Below are 21,669 nucleotides of genomic sequence, written 5' to 3' on the forward strand. Positions count from 1 at the left end.
CAAGCGCTTCGGGGGCTTTCGCGATTGGCGAACCTACGTCAGCGACGCCGGCGGCAGGAAACGGTCGCCGTACTTGGCGGCCAGCTCACGGGCCCGGGCCACGAAGGCTTCCTTGCCCGTACCGCCCGGACCGGAGTAGCCGACGATGAACTGCGCGCTACCACCGGTGTACGGCGGGAAGCCGATGCCCATGATCGACCCGATGTTGGCGTCGGCGGTCGACGTCAACACGCCCTCGTCGAGGCACTTCTGGGTCTCGAGCGCCTCCGCGAACAGCATCCGGTCGATCATGTCCTGCAGCGGGGGCTGCGACGAACCGGACTTGAACGTCTCCCGCAGCCCCGGCCACAGCCCGGCGCGCTTGCCGTCGACGTACTCGTAGAAGCCCGCGCCCTTCAACCGGGACGGCCGGCCGATCTCGATCATCTTGTCGACGACGGCCTCGGCCGGGTGCGGCTCGTAGGTGCCGCCGGCATCCTCGACACCCTTGCGGGTGGCGGCCGCGATCTTGTGCATCAGCTCGAGGTTGAGCTCGTCGGACAGCTGCAGCGGCGGCGCCGGGTAGCCGGCCTGCGAGCCGGCGTGCTCGATGCTCGCGGGCTCGACGCCCTCGCCGAGCATCGCCAAGGCCTCGTTGACGAACGTGCCGATGACGCGGCTGGTGAAGAAGCCGCGGCTGTCGTTGACCACGATCGGCGTCTTGCCGATGGCCAGCGTGTAGTCGAACACGCGGGCCAGTGCCTCGTCAGAAGTCTTCTCGCCCTTGATGATTTCGACCAGTGGCATCTTGTCCACCGGTGAGAAGAAGTGGATCCCGATGAAGTCCTCCTGCCGCTTGACGCCGGTCGCCAGACCGGTGATCGGCAGCGTCGAGGTGTTGGACCCGAGCAGCGCGTTGGGCTCGACGATGTCCTCGATCTCCTGGAACACCTTGTGCTTGAGTTCCTGGTTCTCGAACACCGCCTCGACGACGAAGTCGACGCCCTTGAAAGCGGCGGGGTCGGCAGTCGGCGTGATCCGGTCCAGCAGCGCCTTGCTCTTCTCCTCGGTGGTCTTGCCCCGCTGAAGCGCCTTGGCCTCAAGCTTTTCCGAGTAGCCCTTGCCCTTCTGCGCGGCCTCGAGGCTGACGTCCTTGAGCACCACGTCGAAGCCGGCCTTGGCGGACACATACGCGATACCGGCGCCCATCATGCCGGCACCCAGCACACCGATCTTGTTGATCTTGACCGGCTCGATGCCCTCGGGGCGGGAGCCTCCGCCGTTGATGTGCTGCAGGTCGAAGAAGAACGCCTGGATCATGTTCTTGGCGACCTGACCGGTGACCAGCTGGGTGAAATAGCGGCTCTCGATGCGGCTCGCGGTGTCGAAGTCGACCTGCGCGCCCTCGACGGCCGCGTCCAGGATGGCCCGCGGCGCCGGCATCGGCGCACCCTTGAGCTGCTTCTTCAGCAGCGCCGGGAACGACGGCAGGATGCCCGCCAGCGCCGGGCTGGACGGAGTCCCGCCAGGCATCTTGTAGCCCTTGGCATCCCACGGCTGGGTGTGCGCGTCGGGGTTGGCCTTGATCCAAGCCTTGGCGGCCGGGACCAGTTCCTCGACCGAGCCGACGAGCTCGTCGACCAGGCCCATCTCCTTGGCCTTGTCCGGCTTGAACCTGGTGCCCTGCGACAGGATGTTCATGAACGCGTTCTGGATGCCGAACATCCGCACGGTGCGGGTCACCCCGCCGCCGCCGGGCAGCAGGCCCAGCGTCACCTCGGGCAGACCCACGACGAGGCCCTTGACGTCCGCGGCGATGCGGTGATGACAGGCCAGCGCGATCTCCAGGCCGCCGCCGAGCGCGGCGCCGTTGATGGCGGCCACCACCGGCTTGCCCAGGGTCTCCAGGGCGCGCAGGTCGCGCTTGATGTCCTCGACCTCGGTGAAGACGTCCCCGGCGTTCTCCGGGCCGGCGGTGATCATGCTCTTCAGGTCGCCGCCGGCGAAGAACGTCTTCTTCGCGCTCGCGATCACCACGCCGGTGACCGAATCCTTCTCCACGACAAGGCGTTCAACCGCCTTGTGCATCGATTCCTTGTAGTGCTCGTTCATCACGTTCGCCGACCCGGTGGGGTCGTCGAGCGTCAGCGTGACGATGCCGTCGGCATCCTTGTCCCACGCAATGGTGTTCTCTGCCATGGTCTTAAACCCTCTCGATGATGGTGGCGACACCCATGCCGCCGCCGATGCACAGCGTGATCAGCGCGCGACGGGCGTTGCGGCGCTCGAGCTCGTCGACCATGGTGCCGGTGATCATGGCGCCGGTGGCGCCCAGCGGGTGGCCCATCGCGATGGCGCCACCGTTGACGTTGAGCTTCTCGTCGGGAATGTTGAGGTCCTTCTGGAACTTCAGCACCACCGACGCGAACGCCTCGTTCAGCTCGAACAGGTCGATGTCGTCGACGGTCAGCCCCGCGCGGTCGAGGACCTTGCGGGTGGCCGGGGTCGGGCCGGTCAGCATGATGACCGGGTCGGCGCCACTGGTCGCCGTGGCAACGATGCGGGCGCGCGGGGTCAGGCCCTGCGACGCGCCCGCCTTCTCCGAGCCGACCAGCACCAGCGCCGCCCCGTCCACGATGCCCGAGCTGTTGCCGCCGGTGTGGACGTGGTTGATCTTCTCGACGTAGTGGTACTTCTGCAGCGCCACGTCGTCGAAGCCGCCCATTTCGCCGATGCCGTCGAACGCGGTCTTCAGCTTGGCCAGACCCTCCATCGTGGTGTCGGGCCGCATGTGCTCGTCGTGGTCGAGGATGACCAGACCGTTCTGGTCGCGCACCGGCACGACCGACTTGGCGAAGTAGCCACCCGACCAGGCCTCGGCGGCCTTCTGCTGCGACCGCAGCGCGTAGGCGTCGACGTCCTCGCGGGAGAAGCCCTCGATGGTGGCGATCAGGTCGGCACCGATGCCCTGTGGCACGAAGCCGATCCGGTAGTTGGTCTCGGGGTCGGTCGCCCAGGCGCCGCCGTCGGAGCCCATCGGGACGCGGCTCATCGACTCGACACCACCGGCCAGCACCAGGTCATCCCAGCCGGAGCGCACCTTCTGCGCGGCGGTGTTGACGGCCTCGAGGCCCGAGGCGCAGAACCGGTTGAGCTGAAAACCACCGGTGGTCTCGGGCAGCCCCGCCACCAGCGCCGCCGTCCGGGCGATGTCGCCGCCCTGGTCACCGACGGGCGAGACGCACCCCAGGATCAGGTCGCTGATCAGGTTCTCGTCCAGGTCGGGGTTGCGCCGGCGCAGCTCGTCGACCAGCCCGACGACCAGGTTCACCGGCTTGACCTCGTTCAGCGAGCCGTTTCTTTGCTTGCCCCGCGGCGTGCGGATGGCCTCGTATATGAAGGCTTCTTCGGACATGTCGAGTTCCTCTTCGCGAGTGGGTTTCGGATCCGTATTAAAGGTAGGTCCGGATACCGCACCCTAACAAAGTGCCCGGCCAACCTGTTGGTTGGGCCGATCGCCGCTGCTCATCGGCAACGGTTCGGAGCGCCCCGTGGCATGTGGCCAGCCGCACACCCGCGGATCCGCGCACCCTAAGCTCGACCAGCATGACGGTGTCGCGACTGCGTCCGTACGCGACGACGGTGTTCGCCGAGATGTCGGCGCTGGCCGCGCGGGTCGGCGCGGTCAACCTCGGCCAGGGGTTCCCGGACGAGGACGGGCCCGCGGCCATGTTGAAGGCCGCCCAGGATGCCATCGCCGAGGGCAACAACCAGTACCCGCCAGGCATCGGCGTCGCGTCCCTGCGGCACGCCATCGCCGCCCAGCGGCAGCGGCACTTCGGCATCGAATACGACCCCGACACCGAGGTGCTGGTGACCGTCGGGGCGACCGAGGCCATCGCATCCGCGGTGCTCGGCCTCGTCGAGCCCGGCTCCGAGGTGCTGCTCATCGAGCCGTTCTACGACTCCTACTCGCCGGTGGTCGCGATGGCCGGCGCGCACCGGGTGGCCGTGCCCCTGGTCCCCCATGGCCGCGGGTTCGCCCTGGACGCCGACGCCCTGCGCCGCGCGGTGACGCCACGCACCCGCGCGCTCATCGTCAACTCACCGCACAACCCGACCGGCACGGTGCTCAGCGCGGCCGAGCTGACGGCCATCGCCGACGTCGCGGTCGCCGCCGACCTCTTGGTGATCACCGACGAGGTGTACGAGCACCTGGTGTACCCCTCCCCCGGGGACCACCGGCACCTGCCGCTGGCCGGCTTCGACGGCATGGCCGAGCGGACGATCACCATCTCCAGCGCCGCGAAGATGTTCAACTGCACCGGATGGAAGATCGGGTGGGCTTGCGGCCCAGCACAACTCATCGCCGGGGTGCGTGCGGCAAAGCAGTATCTGAGCTACGTCGGCGGCGCGCCGTTCCAGCCCGCGGTGGCTCTCGCCCTCGACACCGAGGACGCGTGGGTGGCCGAGCTGCGACGCTCGTTGGGGGCCCGCCGCGACCGGCTGGCCGCCGGGCTGGCAACGGTCGGCTTCGAGGTGCACGACAGCGCCGGCACCTACTTCCTGTGCGCCGACCCGCGTCCGCTGGGCTACGACGACAGCACCGCCTTCTGCGCGGCCCTGCCGGAAAGGGTGGGGGTGGCGGCCATTCCGCTGTCGCCCTTCTGCGACCCGGCCGCCCCCCACGCCTCGGCGCAGGCCGAAGTGTGGAATCACTTGGTGCGCTTCACATTCTGCAAACGCGAGGACACCCTCGACGAGGCGATCAGGAGGCTGGCCGCGCTGCGGTGACCGGCCGGCTCACCCGACCGGACCGAAGCCCTCGGTTACCCGCTTACGCAGACCCTCGAGCGCGGCCTGAAGGATCTTCTTGCGGGCCCGGTTCACCCAGAACTCCGGCAGCGGGGCCCACGGTTCGACCGTGATGGTGAATCGCACCAGGGTCTTGTCGTCGCTCACCCGGCTCAGGTTGTACTCCCCGTGTTGGCCGTGTTGCTGGGCGGTCTTGGCGGCGTCCCACACCATCCAGTCCGGGCCCCAGTGGTATTCGAGCAGTTCCGTGTCGTGGATGCCCGTCACCGCGATGGTGACCTTCACGTGGTGGGGTCGCCCATCGGGGTGCTTGTCGATGACCTCCAGCCGCTTGTGCACCGACGACCAGGTGGGCACGGCGTCCATATCGGCCAACGCCTCCATGATCACTTCCGGAGGCGCGTCAATCACGGTTTCCGACGATGCTTGAATGGCCACTGCTAATAAGTTAGCAACCGCTCAGCCACTGACGAAGCAGAAAAAAACGGGACTGCGGAACTATTCCGCGTCGGCCGAACCGTTGACGCGTTTTACCAATTCGCACAGCCCCTTTACCGCCGAGTCGAGGACGCTCTCGCTGGCCCGCCGGACGATGAACGCGGGCATGGGCCTGCCGGGCTCGACCGTGACATCGAAGCGCACTCGGGTCTTGTCGACGCCCTCGGGTCTGAGGTTGTACTCGACGTGCTGGCCGTGCTGCTGGGAAGTCCCTTTGGCGTCGTAGACGACCCAATCGGGACCCCAGTGATATTCCAGGATCTCCTTGTCGACCAGACCCAGAATCTTGATCGTGGTGGCGACGTGGTGGGGGCGACCGTCGGGGTAACGGTCGATCACTTCGATGTGTTTGTGCAGTGGTGACCACGAGGCCAGGACGGCGACATCTGTCAGCGCCTCCATGACCACTTCTGGCGGCGCGTCGACGACAAATTCACGTGATGCTTTTACGGCCACTGGTTTCAACCTAGCAATGCCGGCAGACCCGTGGCGTCGGTTCGGTGTAAAAGGCGGGCTACCAGTCGATTTCGCCGAGGGGGGTGGTGGCCGCCGGCGGCGGTCCGACCGGTGTGGCCGGGGTGCGCGAGAAGCGGGGGGCGGGTGCGGCCTGGTCGACGCCGTGGGCGGTGATCACCGTGCACCGGCGCCTCAGGTGCTCGTCGGCGGCCGCCTCGTTCCACGTCAGCACCGGAGTGACGCACGCATCGGTGCCGGCGAAAACGGTCGTCCACTCGTCACGGGTCCGGCTGGCGAACCGTTGGGCGAACACGTCGTGCATCTGCGGGTAGGACCCGGCGTCGAGCTGCGCGGGCACCTCGTCGGGGGACAGGCCGAGCCCGCTCAGCAATGCCGCGAAGAATTGCGGTTCGATCGCGCCGACGGCCATGTATTTGCCGTCGGCGGTTTCATAGCAGCGGTAGAACGGGGCGCCCCCGTCGAGCAGAAACGATTCACGCCGGTCGCGCAGCGCCCCCGTCGACTTCATGGTCCACATCATCTGCGCGAGCAGGCTGACGCCGTCCACCATCGCGGCGTCGATGACCTGCCCCCGGCCCGAACGTTCCCGCTCATACAGCGCGACGGCGATGCCGAGCAGCACCAGCATCGAGCCGCCGCCGAAGTCGGCGACCAGGTTCAGGGGCGGCATCGGGGGCCGGTCGGCGTAGCCCAGCGCGGAGAGCGCGCCGGTCCGCGACAGGTAGTTGATGTCGTGGCCCGCCGTCTGGGCCAGCGGCCCGTCCTGTCCCCAACCGGTGATCCGCGCGAAGATCAGCCGCGGATTGACGGCCTCGCATTCGTCGGGGCCGATGCCGAGTCGTTCACAGGTGCCGGGCCGGAAACAATCCAGCAGCACGTCGGCCTTGGCGGCGAGATCGAGCAGCGCCCCCGGCCGCGCCTTGACGTCCAGGTCGACGATCCGCTTCCCGCGATGCAGCAGATCGCGGTCCTCGGCCGGCATCGTCAGGCCGCCGGGCCGCCGCACCCGCACCACGTCCGCGCCGAGGTCGGCGAGCATCATCCCCGCGTGCGGCCCCGGGCCGATCCCGCCGAGCTCGATCACCTTCACCCCGGCCAGGGGCCCGCCGTCGCCCACCGCGATTAGTTGCCCTTCTTCACTTTCAGCACCCGCTCGCGCAGCGCCTTGGTCGCGGAATCGATCGTGCCCTTCACGGCGCGCTTCAGCACGAAACCGGGCAGCGGCACATTCGGGTCCGCGAGCAGCTCGAACTTGACCAGGGTCGCCTCCCCCTGCGGCACCAGGGTGTACTTGCCGTCCTGCGCCTTCTGCTGCGATGAACTCACCAGCTTCCAGCTCACCGAGTCGTCGGCCCAGGTGTAGGCCACCACCTGTTCGTCGGTGATGCCGGCCACCCTCACTTTCATCTTCACTTGGCTGGGCCGCCCGTCGTCCCCCGTCGAGAGGATCTCCGCGCTCTGATGCGGTTCGGACCACTCGGGCATCGCTTCGAAATCGGCGATGACGTCCAGAATCTCCTTCGGAGTGGCTTCGATGACGATGTCGCGGGATTCTTTGAGTGCCATGGCCCGCACGATACTGAAACGGCGTCCGGCCCGGTACTGATTCGGCCGAGGTACCGTCGTCCTTGTGACTGACGCCGCCAGCCAGCCCGTCTACACCGTCGGTGACTACCTGTTGGACCGCCTCGCCGAGCTCGGGGTCACCGAGATCTTCGGCGTTCCGGGTGACTACAACCTGGAATTCCTGGACCACATCGTCGCCCACCCCAGCATCCGCTGGGTGGGCAACGCCAACGAGCTCAACGCCGGATACGCCGCCGACGGGTATGGTCGGCTGCGCGGAATGTCAGCCGTGGTAACGACTTTCGGCGTGGGTGAGCTGTCGGCGGCCAACGCCATCGCGGGCAGCTATGCCGAGCAGGTGCCCGTGGTGCACATCGTCGGCGGACCCTCGAAAGACGCGCAGGGCACCCGGCGTGCGCTGCACCACTCGCTCGGCGACGGAGACTTCGAGCACTTCTTTCGGATCAGCCGCGAGATCACCTGTGCCCAAGCCAACCTCATGCCCGCGACCGCCCGCCGGGAGATCGACCGGGTGCTGTCCGAGGTGCGCGAGCAGAAGCGGCCCGGATACATCCTGCTCTCCACCGATGTGGCCCGCTTCCCCACCGAGCCGCCCGGCGGCCCGCTGCCCCGCTACACCGGCGGCACCAGCCCGCGCGCGCTGTCGCTGTTCGTCGAGGCCGCCTCCGAGCTCATCGGCGACCACCAGCTGACGGTGCTGGCGGACTTGCTGGTGCACCGGCTGCAGGTGGTCAAGGAACTCGAGGCGCTGCTGACGGCCGACGTGGTGCCCTACGCGACGCTGATGTGGGGCAAGAGCCTGCTCGACGAAAGCTCGCCCCACTACCTGGGCATCTACGCCGGGTCGGCCAGCGCCCCGGCGGTGCGTGCGGCGATCGAACAGGCGCCGGTGCTGGTGACCGCCGGGGTGGTGTTCACCGACATGGTCAGCGGCTTCTTCAGCCAGCGGATCGACCCGGCGCGGACCATCGACGTCGGGCAGTACCAGAGCTGCGTGGCCGGCGAGGTCTTCGCACCGCTGGAGATGGGCGCCGCGCTGGAGGCGCTGGCCTCCATCCTGACCCGGCGACCGGTCACGTCACCGGCGGTGGTGTCGCCGCCCGCCGACCCCCTGCCCCCACCCCCGCCGCGCGACCAACCGCTGACGCAAGAGATGTTGTGGGACCGGCTGTGCACAGCCCTCACGCCGGGCAACGTGGTCCTCGCCGATCAGGGCACCTCCTTCTACGGGATGGCCGACCACCGCTTACCCCAGGACGTGACCTTTATCGGCCAACCCCTTTGGGGCTCAATCGGTTACACGCTGCCCGCAGCGCTGGGGGCCGGGGTGGCACATCCGGACCGCCGAACCGTGTTGCTCATCGGCGACGGCGCAGCGCAGCTGACCATCCAAGAGCTCGGCAACTTCTCACGCGAAGGCCTGTCCCCGGTCATCGTGGTGGTGAACAACGACGGCTACACCGTCGAGCGGGCGATCCATGGCGCGACGGCGCCGTACAACGACATCGTCAATTGGCGGTGGACGGACGTCCCCAGCGCGCTGGGGGTCGCCGACCACCTGGCGTTCCGGGTGCAGACCTACGGTGAGCTCGATGACGCCCTGACCGCCGCCGCACAGCACCGGGACCGCATGGTGCTCGTCGAGGTGCTCTTGCCGCGGCTCGAAATCCCGCCGCTGCTGGTCGAACTCGTCCAGCCGGTGTCGCCGGACGGCAGCGTTCGCCGCTAGCGCCGCCCGCATCAGGATCGCGTGGGTGCGCCGGTCGGGCCCGCCGATCGCAGTATCGCCTGGACGGTGCGCCGGCAGCGGCCGCAGTCGGCGCCCGCGCCGCAGGCCTTGGCGACGTCCCTGGTCGTGCACGCCCCGGCCTCGACCGCCTCGGTCACCGTTTGGCTGGTGACCCCGTTGCACAGGCACACGAACATTCCAGGTGGCCGCTCAGTCCGCCTCGATGCGCATCATGTTGGTGAATCGGCCGACGAACACCGGCGGGTAGGGCCCCACCCCGGCGCCGGACATCCACTCGGCCGCGGCGTCGGGATGCTCGATCCATCGCCGCGCGCTCTCCTCGTCGGGCAACTCCGACATGATCAGCACCTCGTGCTCATCGTCGAAGGCCTGGAAGATCCACGTCTTGCGGATGCCGGCCGCGACGAATCTGTCGGTGGCCGAGGCGACTTCGGCGGTGAGGGCCGACACGTCGTGGACCGAGGCGATGGTGGCGACGACGACGCCCGGCGCCTCGGGGGCCGCGGTGGGTGCCGGGAGAAATCTGTCGACGATCTCACCGGCGAAGACCGCCGGGATGTCGTCGACGCCGGCCGCGTCGAACCAGTCGAAGAAGACCCGCGAGCGCAGCAGCTCCACGATCGGCTCGCGGCTGTGGACGCCGATCATCACCAGCACGCGGCCGTAATCATGCGTCGAGGTGTACACCAGGACGTGATGGGCGCCGATGTCGGCCAGGGCCGCCTTCCTGCGCTCGAGCAGCGGCCAGACCCGGCTGGGATCCGGAACGCGGTAGTCCGACGCGATCACCATCGAATGAATGTCGCCGTCACTCAACGGAGTTGATCCTTCATCACTTTCCCGGTGGCATTCAGCGGCAGCTCGTCGAGGAACTCGATGGACCTCGGCGCTTTGAAACCAGCCATCCGCTCTCGGCACCATATCAGCAGGTCATCCTCGGCCACCGGTGTTTTCGCCACGACGAAGGCCTTGCCCACCTGGCCGAGCCGGTCATCGGGGACACCGATGACGGCGGCTTGCGCCACCGCCGGATGCTCCAACAGATAGCCTTCGATCTCCGCGGGGTAGGCGTTGAACCCGCCCACGATGAACATGTCCTTCTTGCGCCCGTCGATGCGCAGCCGGCCCGCCGCATCGAGGCGGCCCAGATCGCCGGTGTGCAGCCAGCCGTCGGTGTCGATCGCGGCGGCGGTGCCCTCCGGGTCGTCGAGGTACCCCTGCATGACGCCGTAGCCGCGGACCAGCACCTCGCCGTCGTCGGCGATGCGCACCTCGACCCCGTCGCACGGCAGGCCCGCCGTGGTGGCGACGTCCTCGAACGAGTCGCCGGGCCGGGACAGGGTGACGTTGCCGGCCTCCGTGAGCCCGTATCCGGTCATCAGCGTCCGGAAGGGCAACTCGCCGTGTATGCGGCGGACCAGTTCGACGGGGATGTCGGCGGCGCCGGTCACCCCCGCCCGCAACGTCGCGAGCTTGGCTTTGTCACCGACCGTCAGCAACGAGTGATACAGGGTCGGAGGGCCCGGCAACATCGTGATGCGTTCGCGTTCAATGAGATCGACCACCGTGTCGACGTCGAAAACCGCGACCGGCAGCATCGTCGCACCGCGCAGAAACGACGTGACGAGCCCGGCTTTCAGGCCGAACGTGTGAAAGTACGGGTTGATCTGCAGGTAGCGGTCGCCCTCGCGCAGGTCCGCGAGCGTCGCCCACTCCTCATACATCCGCAGGGTCTGGCGATGGTTCATCATCGCGCCCTTCGGGCGGCCGGTCGTGCCCGAGGTGAAGATGACGTCGGCGATGTCGGTGCCGCTCACCGCGCGCTCGAACGGGGAGCCGCCGGAGAGGAAGTCGGATTTCACATCGATGACCGGTATCCCGGCGGGCGCGGTGTAGTCCTGCCCCAGGAAGCCCTTCTGCACCAGGACGGCCTTCGCGTTGCTGCGGGTGATGATGTCGCCCGCTTCGTCGGTCCTGAATCGCGTATTGACCGGAACCAGGACGCCGCCCGCGGTGAGCAGCCCGAAGGCCGCGATGATCCACTCCGCCGAGTTGGGTGCCCAGATGGCGACGCGGTCGCCCTTACCCACCCCGAGGTCGGCGAACGCGCCTGCGGCGCAGCGGATTTTGTCGACCACCTCGGAGAAGGTGAGGCGCAGCGGACCGTCGACGACCGCTTCCGCGTCGCCGAAGCGGTCCGCCGCGCTCAAGACCATCTCGGGGATGGTCTGCCATGCCGGTACTGACCGGTGCGTCACACCGTGACGAGCCGGCCGAGGTTGCCGCCCATGATCTTCGCCTGGTCGTCGACCGACAGGTGCGACAACGCGTTGACGTAGAACGTCGGCTCCGCCAGCCCCTCCGGGTGGGGCCAGTCGGAGCCGTACAGCACCTGGTCCACACCGACGAGGTTGATCAGGTCGTCGATGCCGTCCTCAAAGAAGGGGCTTACGTGAATCCGGTTCTTGACCATCTCGACCGGGTCGCTCGGGAACGCCTCCGGGGCCTTGCGGAAGACCTCGGCCAGGCCGTCGAGCAGCGGGGTCATCCACTTCGAACCGGCCTCGACGATCGCGACTTTCAGCTTCGGGTGGCGGTACAGCGCGCCGTGGATGACCCAGGAGCCCACCGCGTCCTGGATCGGCCGCCACTCGTTGAGGATGCCCATCGCATTGGTCTGGAACGGCAGCATCTCCTGCTCGGCGCCGTCCCACTCGGAGGTGTACCGGGAGTAGCCGCTGTCGCTGGAGTGCATGCCCACCAGCAGGTCGTGCTCGACGACCCGCTCCCAGAACGGGTCGAACTCGGGCAGCGCGAACGACCGGGGGCCGCGGAATCCGGGGACCGGAGCCGGCCGGATCAGGATGCAGCGCGCCCCGCGCTTGACCGCCCACTCCAGCTCCTCGATCGCCTTCTCGACGATCGGCAGGGTGATGACCGGGGTGGTGAAGATGCGGTTCTGGTAGTTGAAGCCCCAGACCTCGTCGAGCCACTCGTTCAGCGCGTGGATCAGGACGTGGATGGCGACCGGATCGTCGCGCAGCCGTTCCTCGAGCAGGCTGGCCAGCGTCGGGAACATCAGGGTGCGGTCCAGCCCCAGCTCGTTCATCTTCTCCAGGCGCGGGCCGGGCTCGAAGAACGCCGGGATCGCGCGCATCGGCTCGCCGAACAGCTCGCGCTTGGTCTTGCCGTCCGGGTTGCCGTACTTGAAGTACTCCTCCCAGGCGCCCGGCCGGGCGACGACCTCGAACGTCGGGTTGGGGATGTAGTTGCTGATGTGGCCGCGGATGGCGATCTTGGTGCGCCCGTTGATCTGCACGTACTGGACGTAGTCCTTGTAGGCCTTGGGCAGGAACTTGGTCAGCGCCTCCGGCGGCTCGTAGAGATGGTTGTCCGCGTCAAAGATCGGAAACGGGACATCCTCCCGATGTGACAACTGGCCCATGAGATCCTCCTTCGCAATTTACGAGAATACTATTCTCTCGGGGCGCCGAACCGCAACGGGGCCCCGGCATCGTCCGGGAAGCGGTCAGCAGGCGACGGTGACTTTGAAGGTGGCGGTGTCCGGTTCGTTGGGCTTGTCGGACTTATAGCCGTGCGCGGTGCCGGTGATGGTGAACCGATCGCCGCTCAGCCTCGCGTCCGCGTCGCCCTGTCCGCCCCGCGAGTACATGCCGGTGAAGCCGCTCACATTCCGGAGGCGTACCGATTCCGCGCTGACGGACTCCGCTTGCTCGTCGACGACGATCCTGGCTCCGGCGAAATCACCGCCTATGTCGATCGTCCGGGTCCATTGCACTTGACCGCATTTGACGACGTTGAACTTCGTTTCGTTCCCATTGACCGTCACGGAGGCGGTGCTGGCCAGCCGGGTAGGCGGCTGCGGAGTGCACGCCCCGACGACGGTGACGGCGAGCGCCGCAGCGACCGCGGCCGTGATTCGATCCCGCACGGGTGCCCCTGTCTTCGCTGACGGATAGCGCTTCGGCCTGCAGCGACGATGTTATTCTCGCACTTCAGACAATGCCAATATCGTCTGTTCTCGTTGTTCTCGTCCAAGGAGCGATGCCGCATGGTGGACCTGGAGATCGACGACGGGCTGGCGGTGCTGACCATCGATCGCCCGCACGCGCGCAATGCCATCGCGCTGGACACCATGCAGCAGCTGGAGAAGGCACTCGATGCGGCGGCGGGCGCCAAGACCCTCGTGATCAAGGGGGCGGGTGATCGGGCCTTCGTATCCGGCGGCGACCTCAAGGAGCTGCGCGCGCTGCGGACGGAGGAGGACGCCGCGGCGATGGCCAAGCGGATGCGGGCGATCTGCGATCAGCTTGCCGGCTTCCCCGCTCCGGTGATCGCCGCGCTGAACGGTCACGCCTTCGGCGGTGGCGCCGAGGTCGCCGTCGCCGCCGACATCAGGCTGGCCGCCGACGACGTCAAGATCGCGTTCAACCAGGTCGAGCTGGAGATCATGCCGGCCTGGGGCGGTGCCGAACGGCTGGCCGAGCTCGTCGGGAAAAGCCGGGCGCTGTTGCTGGCCGGCACCGGGACCGCCCTCACCGCGGACGAGGCCGAGCGAATCGGCTTGGTGGACCGGGTATTCCCACGCGCCTCGTTCGACGAGGGGTGGCTATCCGTCGCGAGGTCGCTGGCTCGCCACCCGGCGACCGAAATAAAGCGCGTAATCAGCGGAGTTTCGGCGGACGAGGCGATAGCATCCTTTGCGCGGCTGTGGGTTGCCGACGCGCACTGGCGGGCCGCGGAGCGGGTGATGAACCGCACCATGAGTGCGCGACGGGCCGGAGGAGCGAGATGACGGGCAGGCTGGCGGGCGCGGCGACATTGTCGGTGCTGCTGGTGGGTGCGACCGGTTCACTCGTGAGCGCCGGCCACGCCCAGGCGGACCCGGTCATGCATCACGTCAAGTACACCGTTACCGCGAACAACCCGATCTACACCGACATCTATTACCTCGACCATCAGCCGGAGAAATTCTCCGATTACAGCCACAACCCCTACTCGTTCACACCGCACGTCGATGTCGACCTCGGCCCGGGCACGCCGTGGAGCTTCGATCTGGACATGTCGAACCCCGACGATTACGCGATGGTCGTGGCGAGCACGGGGACAGAGCCCGGCACGCCGGGGCTTCACTGCGATCTGGCGGTCGACGGAGCCGTGGTCGTGTCCAAGGACGGCCCCAAGGGCGTGCTCTGTTCGCTGCGGAGTTGGTGAACGACCCAGGTCTGCGGCACATCATCGATCGGCTGCGGCTCGCCTTCCAGGCGACGCAAGTGTTCTTCGACTAATTGCACGGTTTCGGCATGACCGCTGGACATGCCGATCGCCCGCTCGAGCACCAAGAATCTCGACAAGCTGGACATCAGCACGGTGACCACGACCGGCGGCATCTCGTCTTTGGCCACCCCATACCGCTGCAGGGCGGTCGTCACCGCTTGCCGCTCCCCTTCACGCAAACGCTCTGCGTAATAAGCGATTTCGGCTCGCAATTCCTTGCGGTGGTTGGCCAGCGCCATGAATTCCATCGAAATGCGCGTAAATGCGGGATCGGTACCGAATCGCCACAGCGCCCACAGCGGCTGCGGCGACTTCATCAGCTGAGCGTGCACCGCGAGAGCTTCCTCACCGCGGCGGCGGAAGACCTCGAGGAATAGCTCCTCCATGGTGCGGAAGTAGTAGTGCACGAGTTGAGGCTTCAGCCCCGCCTTGTTCGCGAGGCGGCGCGACGTGACTGCGGCATAGCCCTCGTCGAGCATCAACTGCTCGGCCGCGTCGAGCAACAGACCGCGATTCTTCGCGTCCGGCGCCCCGATCCTGCGGACCGATGTCATACCGCTACTCCGTCCCTCCCGATCGCCTGCCGACCAGGGGAATCGTATCGCGGCACGGCGTTGCGACCTTGACCACGACATTACCGTCATGCTAAGCAGGTGCTCAGCAGATCGTGGAATTGGGGGGCGGTACCGCATGCCGCCGAACCCCGCCGGTACACCCAGCCCAGGGAGACGCACATCCGATGAGTAACTACGAGTCGATCGACTTTTTCACCGATCCGTCTCTGGTCCCCGATCCCCACCCCTACTTCGACTACCTGCGCGGTCAGAATCCGGTGCTGCGTCTGCCCCACTACGGCGTCGTCGCCGTCACCGGTTACGACGAAGCCTGCGAGATCTACAAGGACCCGGAGACGTTCTCCAACATCGTCGCCCTGGGCGGGCCGTTCCCCCCGTTGCCCTTCCGACCCGAGGGCGACGACATCAGCGCCCAGATCGAACAGCACCGCAGCTTTTTCCCGATGCACGAGCACATGGTCACCATGGATCCGCCGGACCACACCAAGGCACGATCGGTGCTGGCGAAGCTGCTGACCCCGAGCCGGCTGAAGCAGAACGAGGAATTCATGTGGCGCCTCGCCGACCGTCAGCTCGACGAGTTCCTGCGAAACGAGGAATGCGAATTCATCGCCGAGTACTCAAAGCCGTTCGCCACGTTGGTGATCGCCGATTTGCTGGGCGTCCCGGAAGAGGACCACAAGGAGTTCCGCAAGGTCTTGGGCGCCGACCGTCCCGAGGCGCGGGTGGGCGCCCTGGACCACGAGTCGGTCGGCATCAATCCGCTGGAGTGGCTCGACGAGAAGTTCTGCACCTACATCGAGGATCGGCGACGCGAGCCGCGTAACGACGTCCTGACCTCGCTGGCGTCGGCGAAGTACCCCGATGGTTCGACGCCGCCCGTCATCGAGGTCGTCCGTTCGGCGACGTTCCTGTTCGCCGCCGGCCAGGAGACCACGGCCAAGCTGCTCAGCGCGGCGCTGCAGGTACTGGGCGACCGGCCGGACATCCAGCAGCAGCTGCGCGAGGACCGCAGCCTGATTCCCGGGTTCATCGAGGAATCGCTGCGGATGGAGAGTCCGGTCAAGAGCGATTCACGGCTGGCCGTCAAGAAGACCACCATCGGTGGGGTTGAGATCCCCGCCGGCACCGTCGTGATGGTGCTGCCGGGCGCGGCGAATCGCGACCCGCGCCGGTTCGAGAATCCGCACGAATTCGACTTGCACCGACGCAACGTGCGCGAGCACATGGCTTTCGCCCGCGGCGTGCATTCCTGCCCCGGCGGCCCGCTGGCCCGCGTCGAGGGCCGGGTCTCGATCGAACGGCTGCTGGACCGGATGTCGCACATCGAGATCAACGAAACCCACCACGGGCCGAGCGCCGATCGTCGCTACACCTACGAGCCGACGTACATCCTGCGCGGCCTGAGCGAGCTGCACCTGAGGTTCACGACCGCGGACGCCGTCGCGGTCGCGGGCTGAATCAGAGGTTCATGCCGACGAAGTAGCAGCCGAGCAGGGCGGCGGCCATGACGACCACCCACGCGTCGGTGAGCCGGCATAACAGGACCGGAGCGTTCCGGACCTCCATGAACTCGCGAAAAATGATGCGCACCTTGACCAGTGCGATCACGATGACGCTCGACGTGACCACCGCGCTGGATCTCAGCGACCCACCGGCGGAATGGTCTATCCATAGGTAGGCCAGCGTCAGCGAGGCCAGGATCAGCCATACCACCGGCAACCGCTTGTTGAGCCTGATTCCGATCACCTCACCACATAGAGCAGCGCGAAGATGAGCACCCATAGGAAATCGACGGTGTGCCAATAGGTCGCACACGTTTCGACGAGCTCCTGCGAGCGTCGCGCCGGGCTGCGCAGTTGGTAGACGACGACACCGAGGGCGACGAATCCGATCAGCAGGTGCACGAAGTGGATGCCGGTGAGGAAGAAGTAGTAGGTGAAAAAGTCGTTGCTGTCCAACCCATGCCCCGCGTGCACCAGGCGGGCCCACTCGAACACCTTGAAACACAGGAACATTGCGGCGAATGCGGCCGTGACGAACACGTCGCGCAGTGCCGCACGGTAGGCGCCGGCGCGGGCAGACTGCACACACTGCGCCACCGACCAGGAGCTCAGCAGCAGGACAAGGGTGTTGAAAACCCCGATGCGCAGGTCGAGCTGCGCCTGCGAGTGCAGGAAAAGCTCGGGGCCACGAGCGCGGGAGAACAGGTAGAAGCCGAAATACGCGGTGAAGACCAGCGTCTCGAATAACACGAAGGCCCACATGTCGGGCTGGCCGGGCACGAATCTGGTCCGTTGACCCTCGTCTGCGACGCCGGTCATCACGCAGCCGCCTCCTTTCGCGGCAGATCGGGCAGTCGCCCGGTACCGAAGTCTTCGCGGCGGATCATGTGGAACAGCATGACGATGAAAGTGACTTGGTAGATCCCGAATACGACCATGTCCAGCCACCAGGCGATCTCGCCATCCCACGCGAACACGCCACGCCGGAAGATCCAGCAGGGTGCCACCACCACCTCGGTCAGCGCGTTGCACAGGTTCAGATAGCCGAACCACTTGGGGAACACGCGGTTCTTGTCGAGCAGGATCGCAACCATCCAGATCAGCGAGCCGATCAGGAACACCCCCATCGTGCCGTCGAAAGACAAGAAGGCGAAGTCGTACAGCCAACCGATCGCTTCGGGGTCACGCCCGGGTCGCAGCGTGCCGACGATCAGCGCGATATTGAGCAGCAGCATGCCGGGAACCGCACTGAGCGAATAGATGAGCAGATACGAATATCCGAAGGCGCGGCTGACCGACATGCGCCGCATCGAGTACGCGATCAGGGCGTTGTTGACCGCGATCATGCCGCTGATGGTGAAGATGACGCCGAAGCCAACAGGTATCCCGAGATGGCGCTCGGAGAACCAGTGCAGCTGCGTCGCGAGGTCCCAGCTGGGCTCCGGCGGGGGCTGGACTTGCGCGACGATGAAGAACATCGGGAAGAAGACGGTGTAGAACAACATGAGCGTCCCCCATGCGAACCACAGTTCTCGTTTGGGGTCGTGCCTTACATGCCAGCGGATTCGCCGATGCAGAGCCCCCGGGGGAGGGGGCTGCGGGGACGCCGGCGATGCGATCACCGCGCTCATGCGTTGACCAGTTCGTCTGGCTGCCCGTGGTTCTCGGCCCGCTCGCGATAAACGGCCCGCCCCAAGGCGACGCCCATCACGACGATCCAAACGGCAATCGCAACGTTTTTCACCCAGAACGACAGGAAGCCGTCCCATGCCAGCGGTCCGGTCAGCGAGACGCCGACGAACGCCGCGGGCACCAGCGCGGCGGCCACGAGAAGATTGAAGTAAGCCACCCACCGGCTGAACACCGGGCGCGGCTGATCATCGAAATAGATTGCCACGGCGAGGATCACGCTTTGCCCGATCAGAAACGGCACCAGGATCGTGAAGGTGATCCAGCCGAAATCGTTGAGCAGCTGAGTCAGCCCCGGACTGCGCTCCGGACGGAACGCGGCCAGCAACCAGCAGACGTTGGCGATGAGAAACAGGGTCGGACCGCCGGCCGCGCAGCCCAGCATCGCATAGGAGAAGATCGGCGTTCGGTGCGCCATCCTGCGGATCTGCAGCACGATCAAAGCCAGAATCGGGACCAGGCACACCCCGAACCAGTTGAACACGATCATGCTGTACCGGACCTCGGGAATATGCGCCGGATCGCGGTAGAACGCGGCGACCTGTTCCGCCGGCATCGTCGGAGACATCGGCGGGTTGAAGCCCGGGAAGAGAAAGAACGAGGCAATCCAAATGATCAGGGCGACGGGCAGACTCCACAGCAGGATCAGCTCACCGTCGGTCCGCCGCAGCGGCGGCCGCGTCACCCCCCGACCTTGTGTAACGCCACCGTCGACGTCGGACATCAGCACCCCTCCCCCTACCAGGTCGGCTACCCACACGCGGCTAGTCAGCGAAGCTAGCCGATCGGCTAGTTTGGGTCAAGAGCATCGTCTAGTCTCGGTGCGTGGGAACAGCACGGGAACAGGTCACCGGTGGGCAATTCCGGCTGATCGAGCACAGCGCGGCCCGGACGCGGGTTCTCGATGCCGCGTTGGAACTGTTCGCCGCACACGGAGTCAGCGGTACGTCGCTGCAGATGATCGCGGATGCCGTCGGGATAACGAAAGCTGCTGTCTACCATCAATTCCGGACTAAGGAGCAGATTGTCATCGCCGTGACCGAACGCGAACTCGGCCGGCTCGAGCCCGCCCTCGAGGAGGCCGAAGCATACGACGACGGGCCTCAGGCGCGAGATGCCCTATTGGTGCGGGTGGTTGAGATGGCCGTCCGCGACCGCCGGTTGGTGCGCACGCTGCAATTCGATCCCGTCGTCGTCCGATTGCTGGCCGAGCACAAGCCGTTTCAAGTTTTCATGGACCGTCTGTACCGGGTGCTGCTGAGCGATGCGGGCCTGGACGGGCGGATCGAGGCGGCCATGTTCTCCGGCGCGCTCAGCACAGCTGTCATGCATCCGCTGGTTGCCGACATCGATGACGACACACTGCTCGACCGCGTTACCGATTTGAGCCGGCGCCTGCTCGGTCTGCCTCGACAGGCCCGCAAGTGAGCGATATGTCAACCGGCTGAACAGTAACGGTGCGGCTAGGTATCGGCGCGGACCCAGGTCATGACGCCGTCGTGGGCGAAACAGATCAGGAACAGGCCGTCGGGCGCCTGCGCGACGTAGTTCTGGTAGTTCTGGCAGTCGGCGCCTTCCTCCTTGACGCCCGCCATCGGCGGTGACCGGAACCATCGCGGCTGGTATCTCCTCGGCGAGCCGCAGAACATCAGCCGTCCGGGCTCAGAGGCGAACGAAACATAACCGTCGGCCACACCGAAGGCGTAGTAAGTGGTGTTCTCACACGGCGCACCCAGAACCTGATGCGGCATGATGCCCGGCGTGCAGGCGGGGTAGTCGCAGACGGTCGGCCCAGCCGACGTCGGCGGGGCCACCAGCACACCGGCTCCGAGCAACGCGGCAACCATCGCCACGATGAATCGCACCCGATTACTTTGCCACATCTGAAAAGAAAATTCTCCTGGTCGGAGAAGATCACCCGACCACACCACCGTCGGTGCCGAGCCACACCGAACGCCACCCCGCCCCGTACTCCGGCAAGTGCGCATTTCCGCATGTAAGAGGCACGAATGCAGCTGCCCGATGGCGGCGTTGAGCCCCAACCCAAGTGATAAGCTCCTTCTCCGTGCACGAACCGGAGGGGCCCGACGCCGACCAGTCTGATGGGCCGGCGGACGTGACCGGTCCCGACGGACCACGGCCGCGCTCGAGGGCCGACGCCGACGCCATCGCGCCCGTCCCCGACGTAAGCGCGGAAGACGAAATCGCCGAGGCCGAAGCGCGCGCGGCGGCGGCCCGGGACCGCCTGGCAAGGCTGCGCGCGGCAGCCGAAGCCGGGGAGGGGCACGACGACACAGCTTCCCACGATGGCGAGCGGCGGCCCGCAAAGTCGATTCGGGCACGACTGCGGGCGCCTCGCCGTCCGAGGCGACCGGGGTGGCTCCGACGCCCGAGGCGGAGAACCATAGCCGCCGGCGTCGGCGTCGCGCTCGCCTCCGCTTCCCTCGCAGCGAGCGGTTACATGGTGTCGCTGCACCACACCACCGTGCACAAACAGCAGCTCGCGGTGGAGTTCGCTGCCGCGGCGAGGCAAGGGGTCACAGCGCTGATGTCAATTGACCCGGCGCATGCCAAGAGGGATGTCCAGCGCATGATCGATGCCTCGACGGGCGACCTCAACAGCCAGCTGTCGGCGATGTCACTCCTCATGGTGAAGAAGGCCGAGGACACGAAGGTTGGCAGCACGGTCACCGTGGAAGCCGTCGCCGTCGAGTCAGTGAGCGACACTTCGGGAGTCGTGCTTGTGGCGGCGAAAACCGTTGCCATCGGGCCGGATAACGCTAAGCCGCCACCGGCGTTATTTCGGCTCAGCGTCAATATGGACCGCGAACGCGGCCAGCTCAAGATGTCGAAAGTTGATTTCCTGCAATGACTGTCGAGCATGGCTCGTCACTGGACCGCGGGGAATCGACGCCGTCCGACGAGGGCGGGTCGCCAGCCGCTTCCCCGGGACCGGCCCGGACCAACGGACTGGCCACGATCAAGCGCTGGATCCGCCGGTGTGTGACGCGGTGGCGTTCGATAGTCGCGACACTGTTGGTCCTCACCGCGATGGGCGTCGCTGCCGGTCTCTACTTCGTTCTGTACCGGCCGGATCAGCAGGTCGGCGACGCGGCGGCGCACCGTGCGATCCAGGCGGCGTCAGAAGGTTCCGTAGCGGTGTTGTCGTACGCTCCCGACAACCTCAACCGTGATTTCGCTAAGGCCAAGTCATATCTCACCGGTAATTTTCTCGCCTACTACACCAAGTTCTCAGAACAGATCGCGGCGCTGGCACAGCAGAAACACGTCACGCAGACCGCCAAGGTGGTTCGGGCCGCCGTCTCGGAGTTGCACCGAGATTCAGCCGTGGTGCTGGTGTTCCTCAACCAGACCGCCACAAGCAAGGACAAGCCGGAACCGCAGTCAACCTCGAACAGCGCCCGGGTGACGTTGACGAAAGTCAAGGGTGCCTGGCTGATCTCGGAGTTGGATCCGCTGTCGTGACCGCTTTCCA

25 protein-coding genes are annotated in these 21,669 nt (G+C 66.6%); 8 read left to right on the plus strand and 17 right to left on the minus strand.

Annotated features, from left to right (window positions below):
• Nucleotides 1–33 precede the first annotated feature (33 nt).
• Together G6N37_RS15510 and G6N37_RS15515 are read right to left on the minus strand one after the other, a co-directional pair.
• A complete protein-coding gene (locus G6N37_RS15510; RefSeq protein ID WP_163681633.1) occupies nt 34–2,178 on the minus strand; it encodes a 3-hydroxyacyl-CoA dehydrogenase NAD-binding domain-containing protein in 2,145 nt (714 codons plus the stop codon).
• 4 nt (nt 2,179–2,182) lie between these two features.
• Nucleotides 2,183–3,394, minus strand: coding sequence for an acetyl-CoA C-acetyltransferase (locus G6N37_RS15515; RefSeq protein ID WP_163681635.1), 1,212 nt, complete (start codon nt 3,392–3,394; stop codon nt 2,183–2,185).
• A gap of 191 nt (nt 3,395–3,585) precedes the next feature.
• On the opposite strand from G6N37_RS15515, the gene G6N37_RS15520 reads away from it, so the two are divergent.
• On the plus strand, nt 3,586–4,773 hold the full coding sequence (locus G6N37_RS15520) for a pyridoxal phosphate-dependent aminotransferase (RefSeq protein WP_163681636.1): 1,188 nt from the start codon (nt 3,586–3,588) through the stop codon (nt 4,771–4,773).
• A 9-nt stretch (nt 4,774–4,782) separates the two neighbouring features.
• Here G6N37_RS15520 and G6N37_RS15525 read toward each other — a convergent pair whose 3' ends face one another.
• The 4 genes from G6N37_RS15525 to G6N37_RS15540 are packed head-to-tail and all read right to left on the minus strand — an operon-like array spanning nt 4,783 to nt 7,335.
• Nucleotides 4,783–5,232, minus strand: a complete 450-nt coding sequence (locus G6N37_RS15525) for an SRPBCC family protein (RefSeq protein ID WP_163681638.1) — start codon at nt 5,230–5,232, stop codon at nt 4,783–4,785.
• A 60-nt stretch (nt 5,233–5,292) separates the two neighbouring features.
• Nucleotides 5,293–5,748, minus strand: a complete 456-nt coding sequence (locus tag G6N37_RS15530) for an SRPBCC family protein (RefSeq protein WP_163681640.1) — start codon at nt 5,746–5,748, stop codon at nt 5,293–5,295.
• Nucleotides 5,749–5,806: 58 nt separating this feature from the next.
• On the minus strand, nt 5,807–6,886 hold the full coding sequence (locus tag G6N37_RS15535; protein ID WP_163681642.1) for a CaiB/BaiF CoA transferase family protein: 1,080 nt from the start codon (nt 6,884–6,886) through the stop codon (nt 5,807–5,809).
• 5 nt (nt 6,887–6,891) lie between these two features.
• Nucleotides 6,892–7,335: an SRPBCC family protein gene (locus G6N37_RS15540; protein WP_163681644.1), complete on the minus strand. Its 444-nt coding sequence runs from the start codon at nt 7,333–7,335 to the stop codon at nt 6,892–6,894.
• A gap of 64 nt (nt 7,336–7,399) precedes the next feature.
• On the opposite strand from G6N37_RS15540, the gene G6N37_RS15545 reads away from it, so the two are divergent.
• Entirely contained in the window at nt 7,400–9,085 is a 1,686-nt protein-coding gene (locus tag G6N37_RS15545; RefSeq protein WP_163681646.1) for an alpha-keto acid decarboxylase family protein, read from the plus strand.
• An 11-nt stretch (nt 9,086–9,096) separates the two neighbouring features.
• Here G6N37_RS15545 and G6N37_RS15550 read toward each other — a convergent pair whose 3' ends face one another.
• The 5 genes from G6N37_RS15550 to G6N37_RS15570 all read right to left on the minus strand — a co-directional run bounded on the left by G6N37_RS15550 (nt 9,097) and on the right by G6N37_RS15570 (nt 13,058).
• The gene (locus tag G6N37_RS15550) at nt 9,097–9,282 is read right to left on the minus strand and encodes a (2Fe-2S)-binding protein (protein WP_163681648.1); all 186 of its coding nucleotides are present in this window, start codon (nt 9,280–9,282) and stop codon (nt 9,097–9,099) included.
• 13 nt (nt 9,283–9,295) lie between these two features.
• On the minus strand, nt 9,296–9,922 hold the full coding sequence (locus G6N37_RS15555) for a fatty-acid--CoA ligase (protein WP_163681650.1): 627 nt from the start codon (nt 9,920–9,922) through the stop codon (nt 9,296–9,298).
• Nucleotides 9,919–11,322: a FadD3 family acyl-CoA ligase gene (locus G6N37_RS15560; RefSeq protein WP_232075034.1), complete on the minus strand. Its 1,404-nt coding sequence runs from the start codon at nt 11,320–11,322 to the stop codon at nt 9,919–9,921. The genes G6N37_RS15555 and G6N37_RS15560 overlap by 4 nt, the downstream gene beginning before the upstream one ends.
• 38 nt (nt 11,323–11,360) lie before the next feature.
• Nucleotides 11,361–12,551, minus strand: a complete 1,191-nt coding sequence (locus G6N37_RS15565; protein ID WP_163681655.1) for an amidohydrolase family protein — start codon at nt 12,549–12,551, stop codon at nt 11,361–11,363.
• Between the two features lie 84 nt (nt 12,552–12,635).
• Nucleotides 12,636–13,058: a lipoprotein LpqH gene (locus G6N37_RS15570; RefSeq protein WP_163681656.1), complete on the minus strand. Its 423-nt coding sequence runs from the start codon at nt 13,056–13,058 to the stop codon at nt 12,636–12,638.
• A 120-nt stretch (nt 13,059–13,178) separates the two neighbouring features.
• On the opposite strand from G6N37_RS15570, the gene G6N37_RS15575 reads away from it, so the two are divergent.
• Together G6N37_RS15575 and G6N37_RS15580 are read left to right on the plus strand one after the other, a co-directional pair.
• On the plus strand, nt 13,179–13,922 hold the full coding sequence (locus G6N37_RS15575) for an enoyl-CoA hydratase/isomerase family protein (RefSeq protein ID WP_163681657.1): 744 nt from the start codon (nt 13,179–13,181) through the stop codon (nt 13,920–13,922).
• A gap of 95 nt (nt 13,923–14,017) precedes the next feature.
• Complete coding sequence (locus G6N37_RS15580; RefSeq protein WP_163685084.1) at nt 14,018–14,341, plus strand: hypothetical protein; 324 nt, start codon at nt 14,018–14,020, stop codon at nt 14,339–14,341.
• Here the strand turns inward: G6N37_RS15580 and G6N37_RS15585 are convergent.
• On the minus strand, nt 14,257–14,958 hold the full coding sequence (locus G6N37_RS15585; protein WP_163681658.1) for a TetR/AcrR family transcriptional regulator: 702 nt from the start codon (nt 14,956–14,958) through the stop codon (nt 14,257–14,259). The two genes, G6N37_RS15580 and G6N37_RS15585, sit on opposite strands and share 85 nt — an antisense overlap.
• Nucleotides 14,959–15,143: 185 nt before the next feature.
• Between G6N37_RS15585 and G6N37_RS15590 the strand changes: the two genes are divergently transcribed.
• Nucleotides 15,144–16,439, plus strand: coding sequence for a cytochrome P450 (locus G6N37_RS15590; RefSeq protein WP_163681659.1), 1,296 nt, complete (start codon nt 15,144–15,146; stop codon nt 16,437–16,439).
• Between the two features lies 1 nt (nt 16,440).
• Here the strand turns inward: G6N37_RS15590 and G6N37_RS15595 are convergent, their stop codons facing one another.
• Genes G6N37_RS15595 through G6N37_RS15610 form a run of 4 tightly spaced genes read right to left on the minus strand, consistent with a single transcriptional unit; the run spans nt 16,441 to nt 18,897 of the window.
• Nucleotides 16,441–16,764, minus strand: coding sequence for a cytochrome C oxidase subunit IV family protein (locus tag G6N37_RS15595; RefSeq protein ID WP_167527388.1), 324 nt, complete (start codon nt 16,762–16,764; stop codon nt 16,441–16,443).
• Nucleotides 16,725–17,303, minus strand: a complete 579-nt coding sequence (locus G6N37_RS15600) for a cytochrome c oxidase subunit 3 family protein (protein ID WP_163681661.1) — start codon at nt 17,301–17,303, stop codon at nt 16,725–16,727. Before G6N37_RS15600 ends, G6N37_RS15595 begins: the two co-directional genes overlap by 40 nt.
• Nucleotides 17,303–18,115 carry a hypothetical protein gene (locus tag G6N37_RS15605; protein WP_163681663.1) on the minus strand — a complete coding sequence of 271 codons (813 nt, stop codon included), beginning with the start codon at nt 18,113–18,115 and terminating at the stop codon, nt 17,303–17,305. The genes G6N37_RS15600 and G6N37_RS15605 overlap by 1 nt, the downstream gene beginning before the upstream one ends.
• Nucleotides 18,112–18,897 carry a hypothetical protein gene (locus tag G6N37_RS15610; protein WP_163681665.1) on the minus strand — a complete coding sequence of 262 codons (786 nt, stop codon included), beginning with the start codon at nt 18,895–18,897 and terminating at the stop codon, nt 18,112–18,114. The genes G6N37_RS15605 and G6N37_RS15610 overlap by 4 nt, the downstream gene beginning before the upstream one ends.
• 101 nt (nt 18,898–18,998) lie before the next feature.
• Here G6N37_RS15610 and G6N37_RS15615 point away from each other — a divergent pair, with 101 nt between their 5' ends.
• Nucleotides 18,999–19,601, plus strand: coding sequence for a TetR/AcrR family transcriptional regulator (locus tag G6N37_RS15615; RefSeq protein WP_163681668.1), 603 nt, complete (start codon nt 18,999–19,001; stop codon nt 19,599–19,601).
• A gap of 35 nt (nt 19,602–19,636) precedes the next feature.
• Here G6N37_RS15615 and G6N37_RS15620 read toward each other — a convergent pair whose 3' ends face one another.
• Nucleotides 19,637–20,056 (minus strand): hypothetical protein, encoded by a 420-nt coding sequence (locus G6N37_RS15620; protein ID WP_174813839.1) that lies wholly within the window; start codon nt 20,054–20,056, stop codon nt 19,637–19,639.
• Between the two features lie 182 nt (nt 20,057–20,238).
• On the opposite strand from G6N37_RS15620, the gene G6N37_RS15625 reads away from it, so the two are divergent.
• Together G6N37_RS15625 and G6N37_RS15630 are read left to right on the plus strand one after the other, a co-directional pair.
• Nucleotides 20,239–21,045, plus strand: a complete 807-nt coding sequence (locus G6N37_RS15625; protein ID WP_163681669.1) for a hypothetical protein — start codon at nt 20,239–20,241, stop codon at nt 21,043–21,045.
• Complete coding sequence (locus G6N37_RS15630) at nt 21,042–21,659, plus strand: hypothetical protein (protein ID WP_163681671.1); 618 nt, start codon at nt 21,042–21,044, stop codon at nt 21,657–21,659. Before G6N37_RS15625 ends, G6N37_RS15630 begins: the two co-directional genes overlap by 4 nt.
• Nucleotides 21,660–21,669 lie beyond the last annotated feature (10 nt).

The sequence above is a fragment of the Mycobacterium seoulense genome (assembly GCF_010731595.1).
In the GTDB taxonomy this organism is placed as follows: domain Bacteria; phylum Actinomycetota; class Actinomycetes; order Mycobacteriales; family Mycobacteriaceae; genus Mycobacterium; species Mycobacterium seoulense.

Excerpts from the sequence above, each read along its gene's own strand:
- G6N37_RS15565 (WP_163681655.1), bottom strand. The coding sequence starts at position 12,551 with ATGGGCCAGTTGTCACATCGGGAGGATGTCCCGTTTCCGATCTTTGAC.
- G6N37_RS15580 (WP_163685084.1), top strand. The coding sequence starts at position 14,018 with ATGCATCACGTCAAGTACACCGTTACCGCGAACAACCCGATCTACACC.
- G6N37_RS15520 (WP_163681636.1), top strand. The coding sequence starts at position 3,586 with ATGACGGTGTCGCGACTGCGTCCGTACGCGACGACGGTGTTCGCCGAG.
- G6N37_RS15620 (WP_174813839.1), bottom strand. The coding sequence starts at position 20,056 with ATGTGGCAAAGTAATCGGGTGCGATTCATCGTGGCGATGGTTGCCGCG.
- G6N37_RS15595 (WP_167527388.1), bottom strand. The coding sequence starts at position 16,764 with ATGGGTGCTCATCTTCGCGCTGCTCTATGTGGTGAGGTGATCGGAATC.
- G6N37_RS15575 (WP_163681657.1), top strand. The coding sequence starts at position 13,179 with ATGGTGGACCTGGAGATCGACGACGGGCTGGCGGTGCTGACCATCGAT.
- G6N37_RS15610 (WP_163681665.1), bottom strand. The coding sequence starts at position 18,897 with ATGTCCGACGTCGACGGTGGCGTTACACAAGGTCGGGGGGTGACGCGG.
- G6N37_RS15515 (WP_163681635.1), bottom strand. The coding sequence starts at position 3,394 with ATGTCCGAAGAAGCCTTCATATACGAGGCCATCCGCACGCCGCGGGGC.
- G6N37_RS15605 (WP_163681663.1), bottom strand. The coding sequence starts at position 18,115 with ATGAGCGCGGTGATCGCATCGCCGGCGTCCCCGCAGCCCCCTCCCCCG.
- G6N37_RS15585 (WP_163681658.1), bottom strand. The coding sequence starts at position 14,958 with ATGACATCGGTCCGCAGGATCGGGGCGCCGGACGCGAAGAATCGCGGT.
- G6N37_RS15540 (WP_163681644.1), bottom strand. The coding sequence starts at position 7,335 with ATGGCACTCAAAGAATCCCGCGACATCGTCATCGAAGCCACTCCGAAG.
- G6N37_RS15550 (WP_163681648.1), bottom strand. The coding sequence starts at position 9,282 with ATGTTCGTGTGCCTGTGCAACGGGGTCACCAGCCAAACGGTGACCGAG.
- G6N37_RS15600 (WP_163681661.1), bottom strand. The coding sequence starts at position 17,303 with ATGACCGGCGTCGCAGACGAGGGTCAACGGACCAGATTCGTGCCCGGC.
- G6N37_RS15560 (WP_232075034.1), bottom strand. The coding sequence starts at position 11,322 with ATGGTCTTGAGCGCGGCGGACCGCTTCGGCGACGCGGAAGCGGTCGTC.
- G6N37_RS15630 (WP_163681671.1), top strand. The coding sequence starts at position 21,042 with ATGACTGTCGAGCATGGCTCGTCACTGGACCGCGGGGAATCGACGCCG.
- G6N37_RS15590 (WP_163681659.1), top strand. The coding sequence starts at position 15,144 with ATGAGTAACTACGAGTCGATCGACTTTTTCACCGATCCGTCTCTGGTC.
- G6N37_RS15510 (WP_163681633.1), bottom strand. The coding sequence starts at position 2,178 with ATGGCAGAGAACACCATTGCGTGGGACAAGGATGCCGACGGCATCGTC.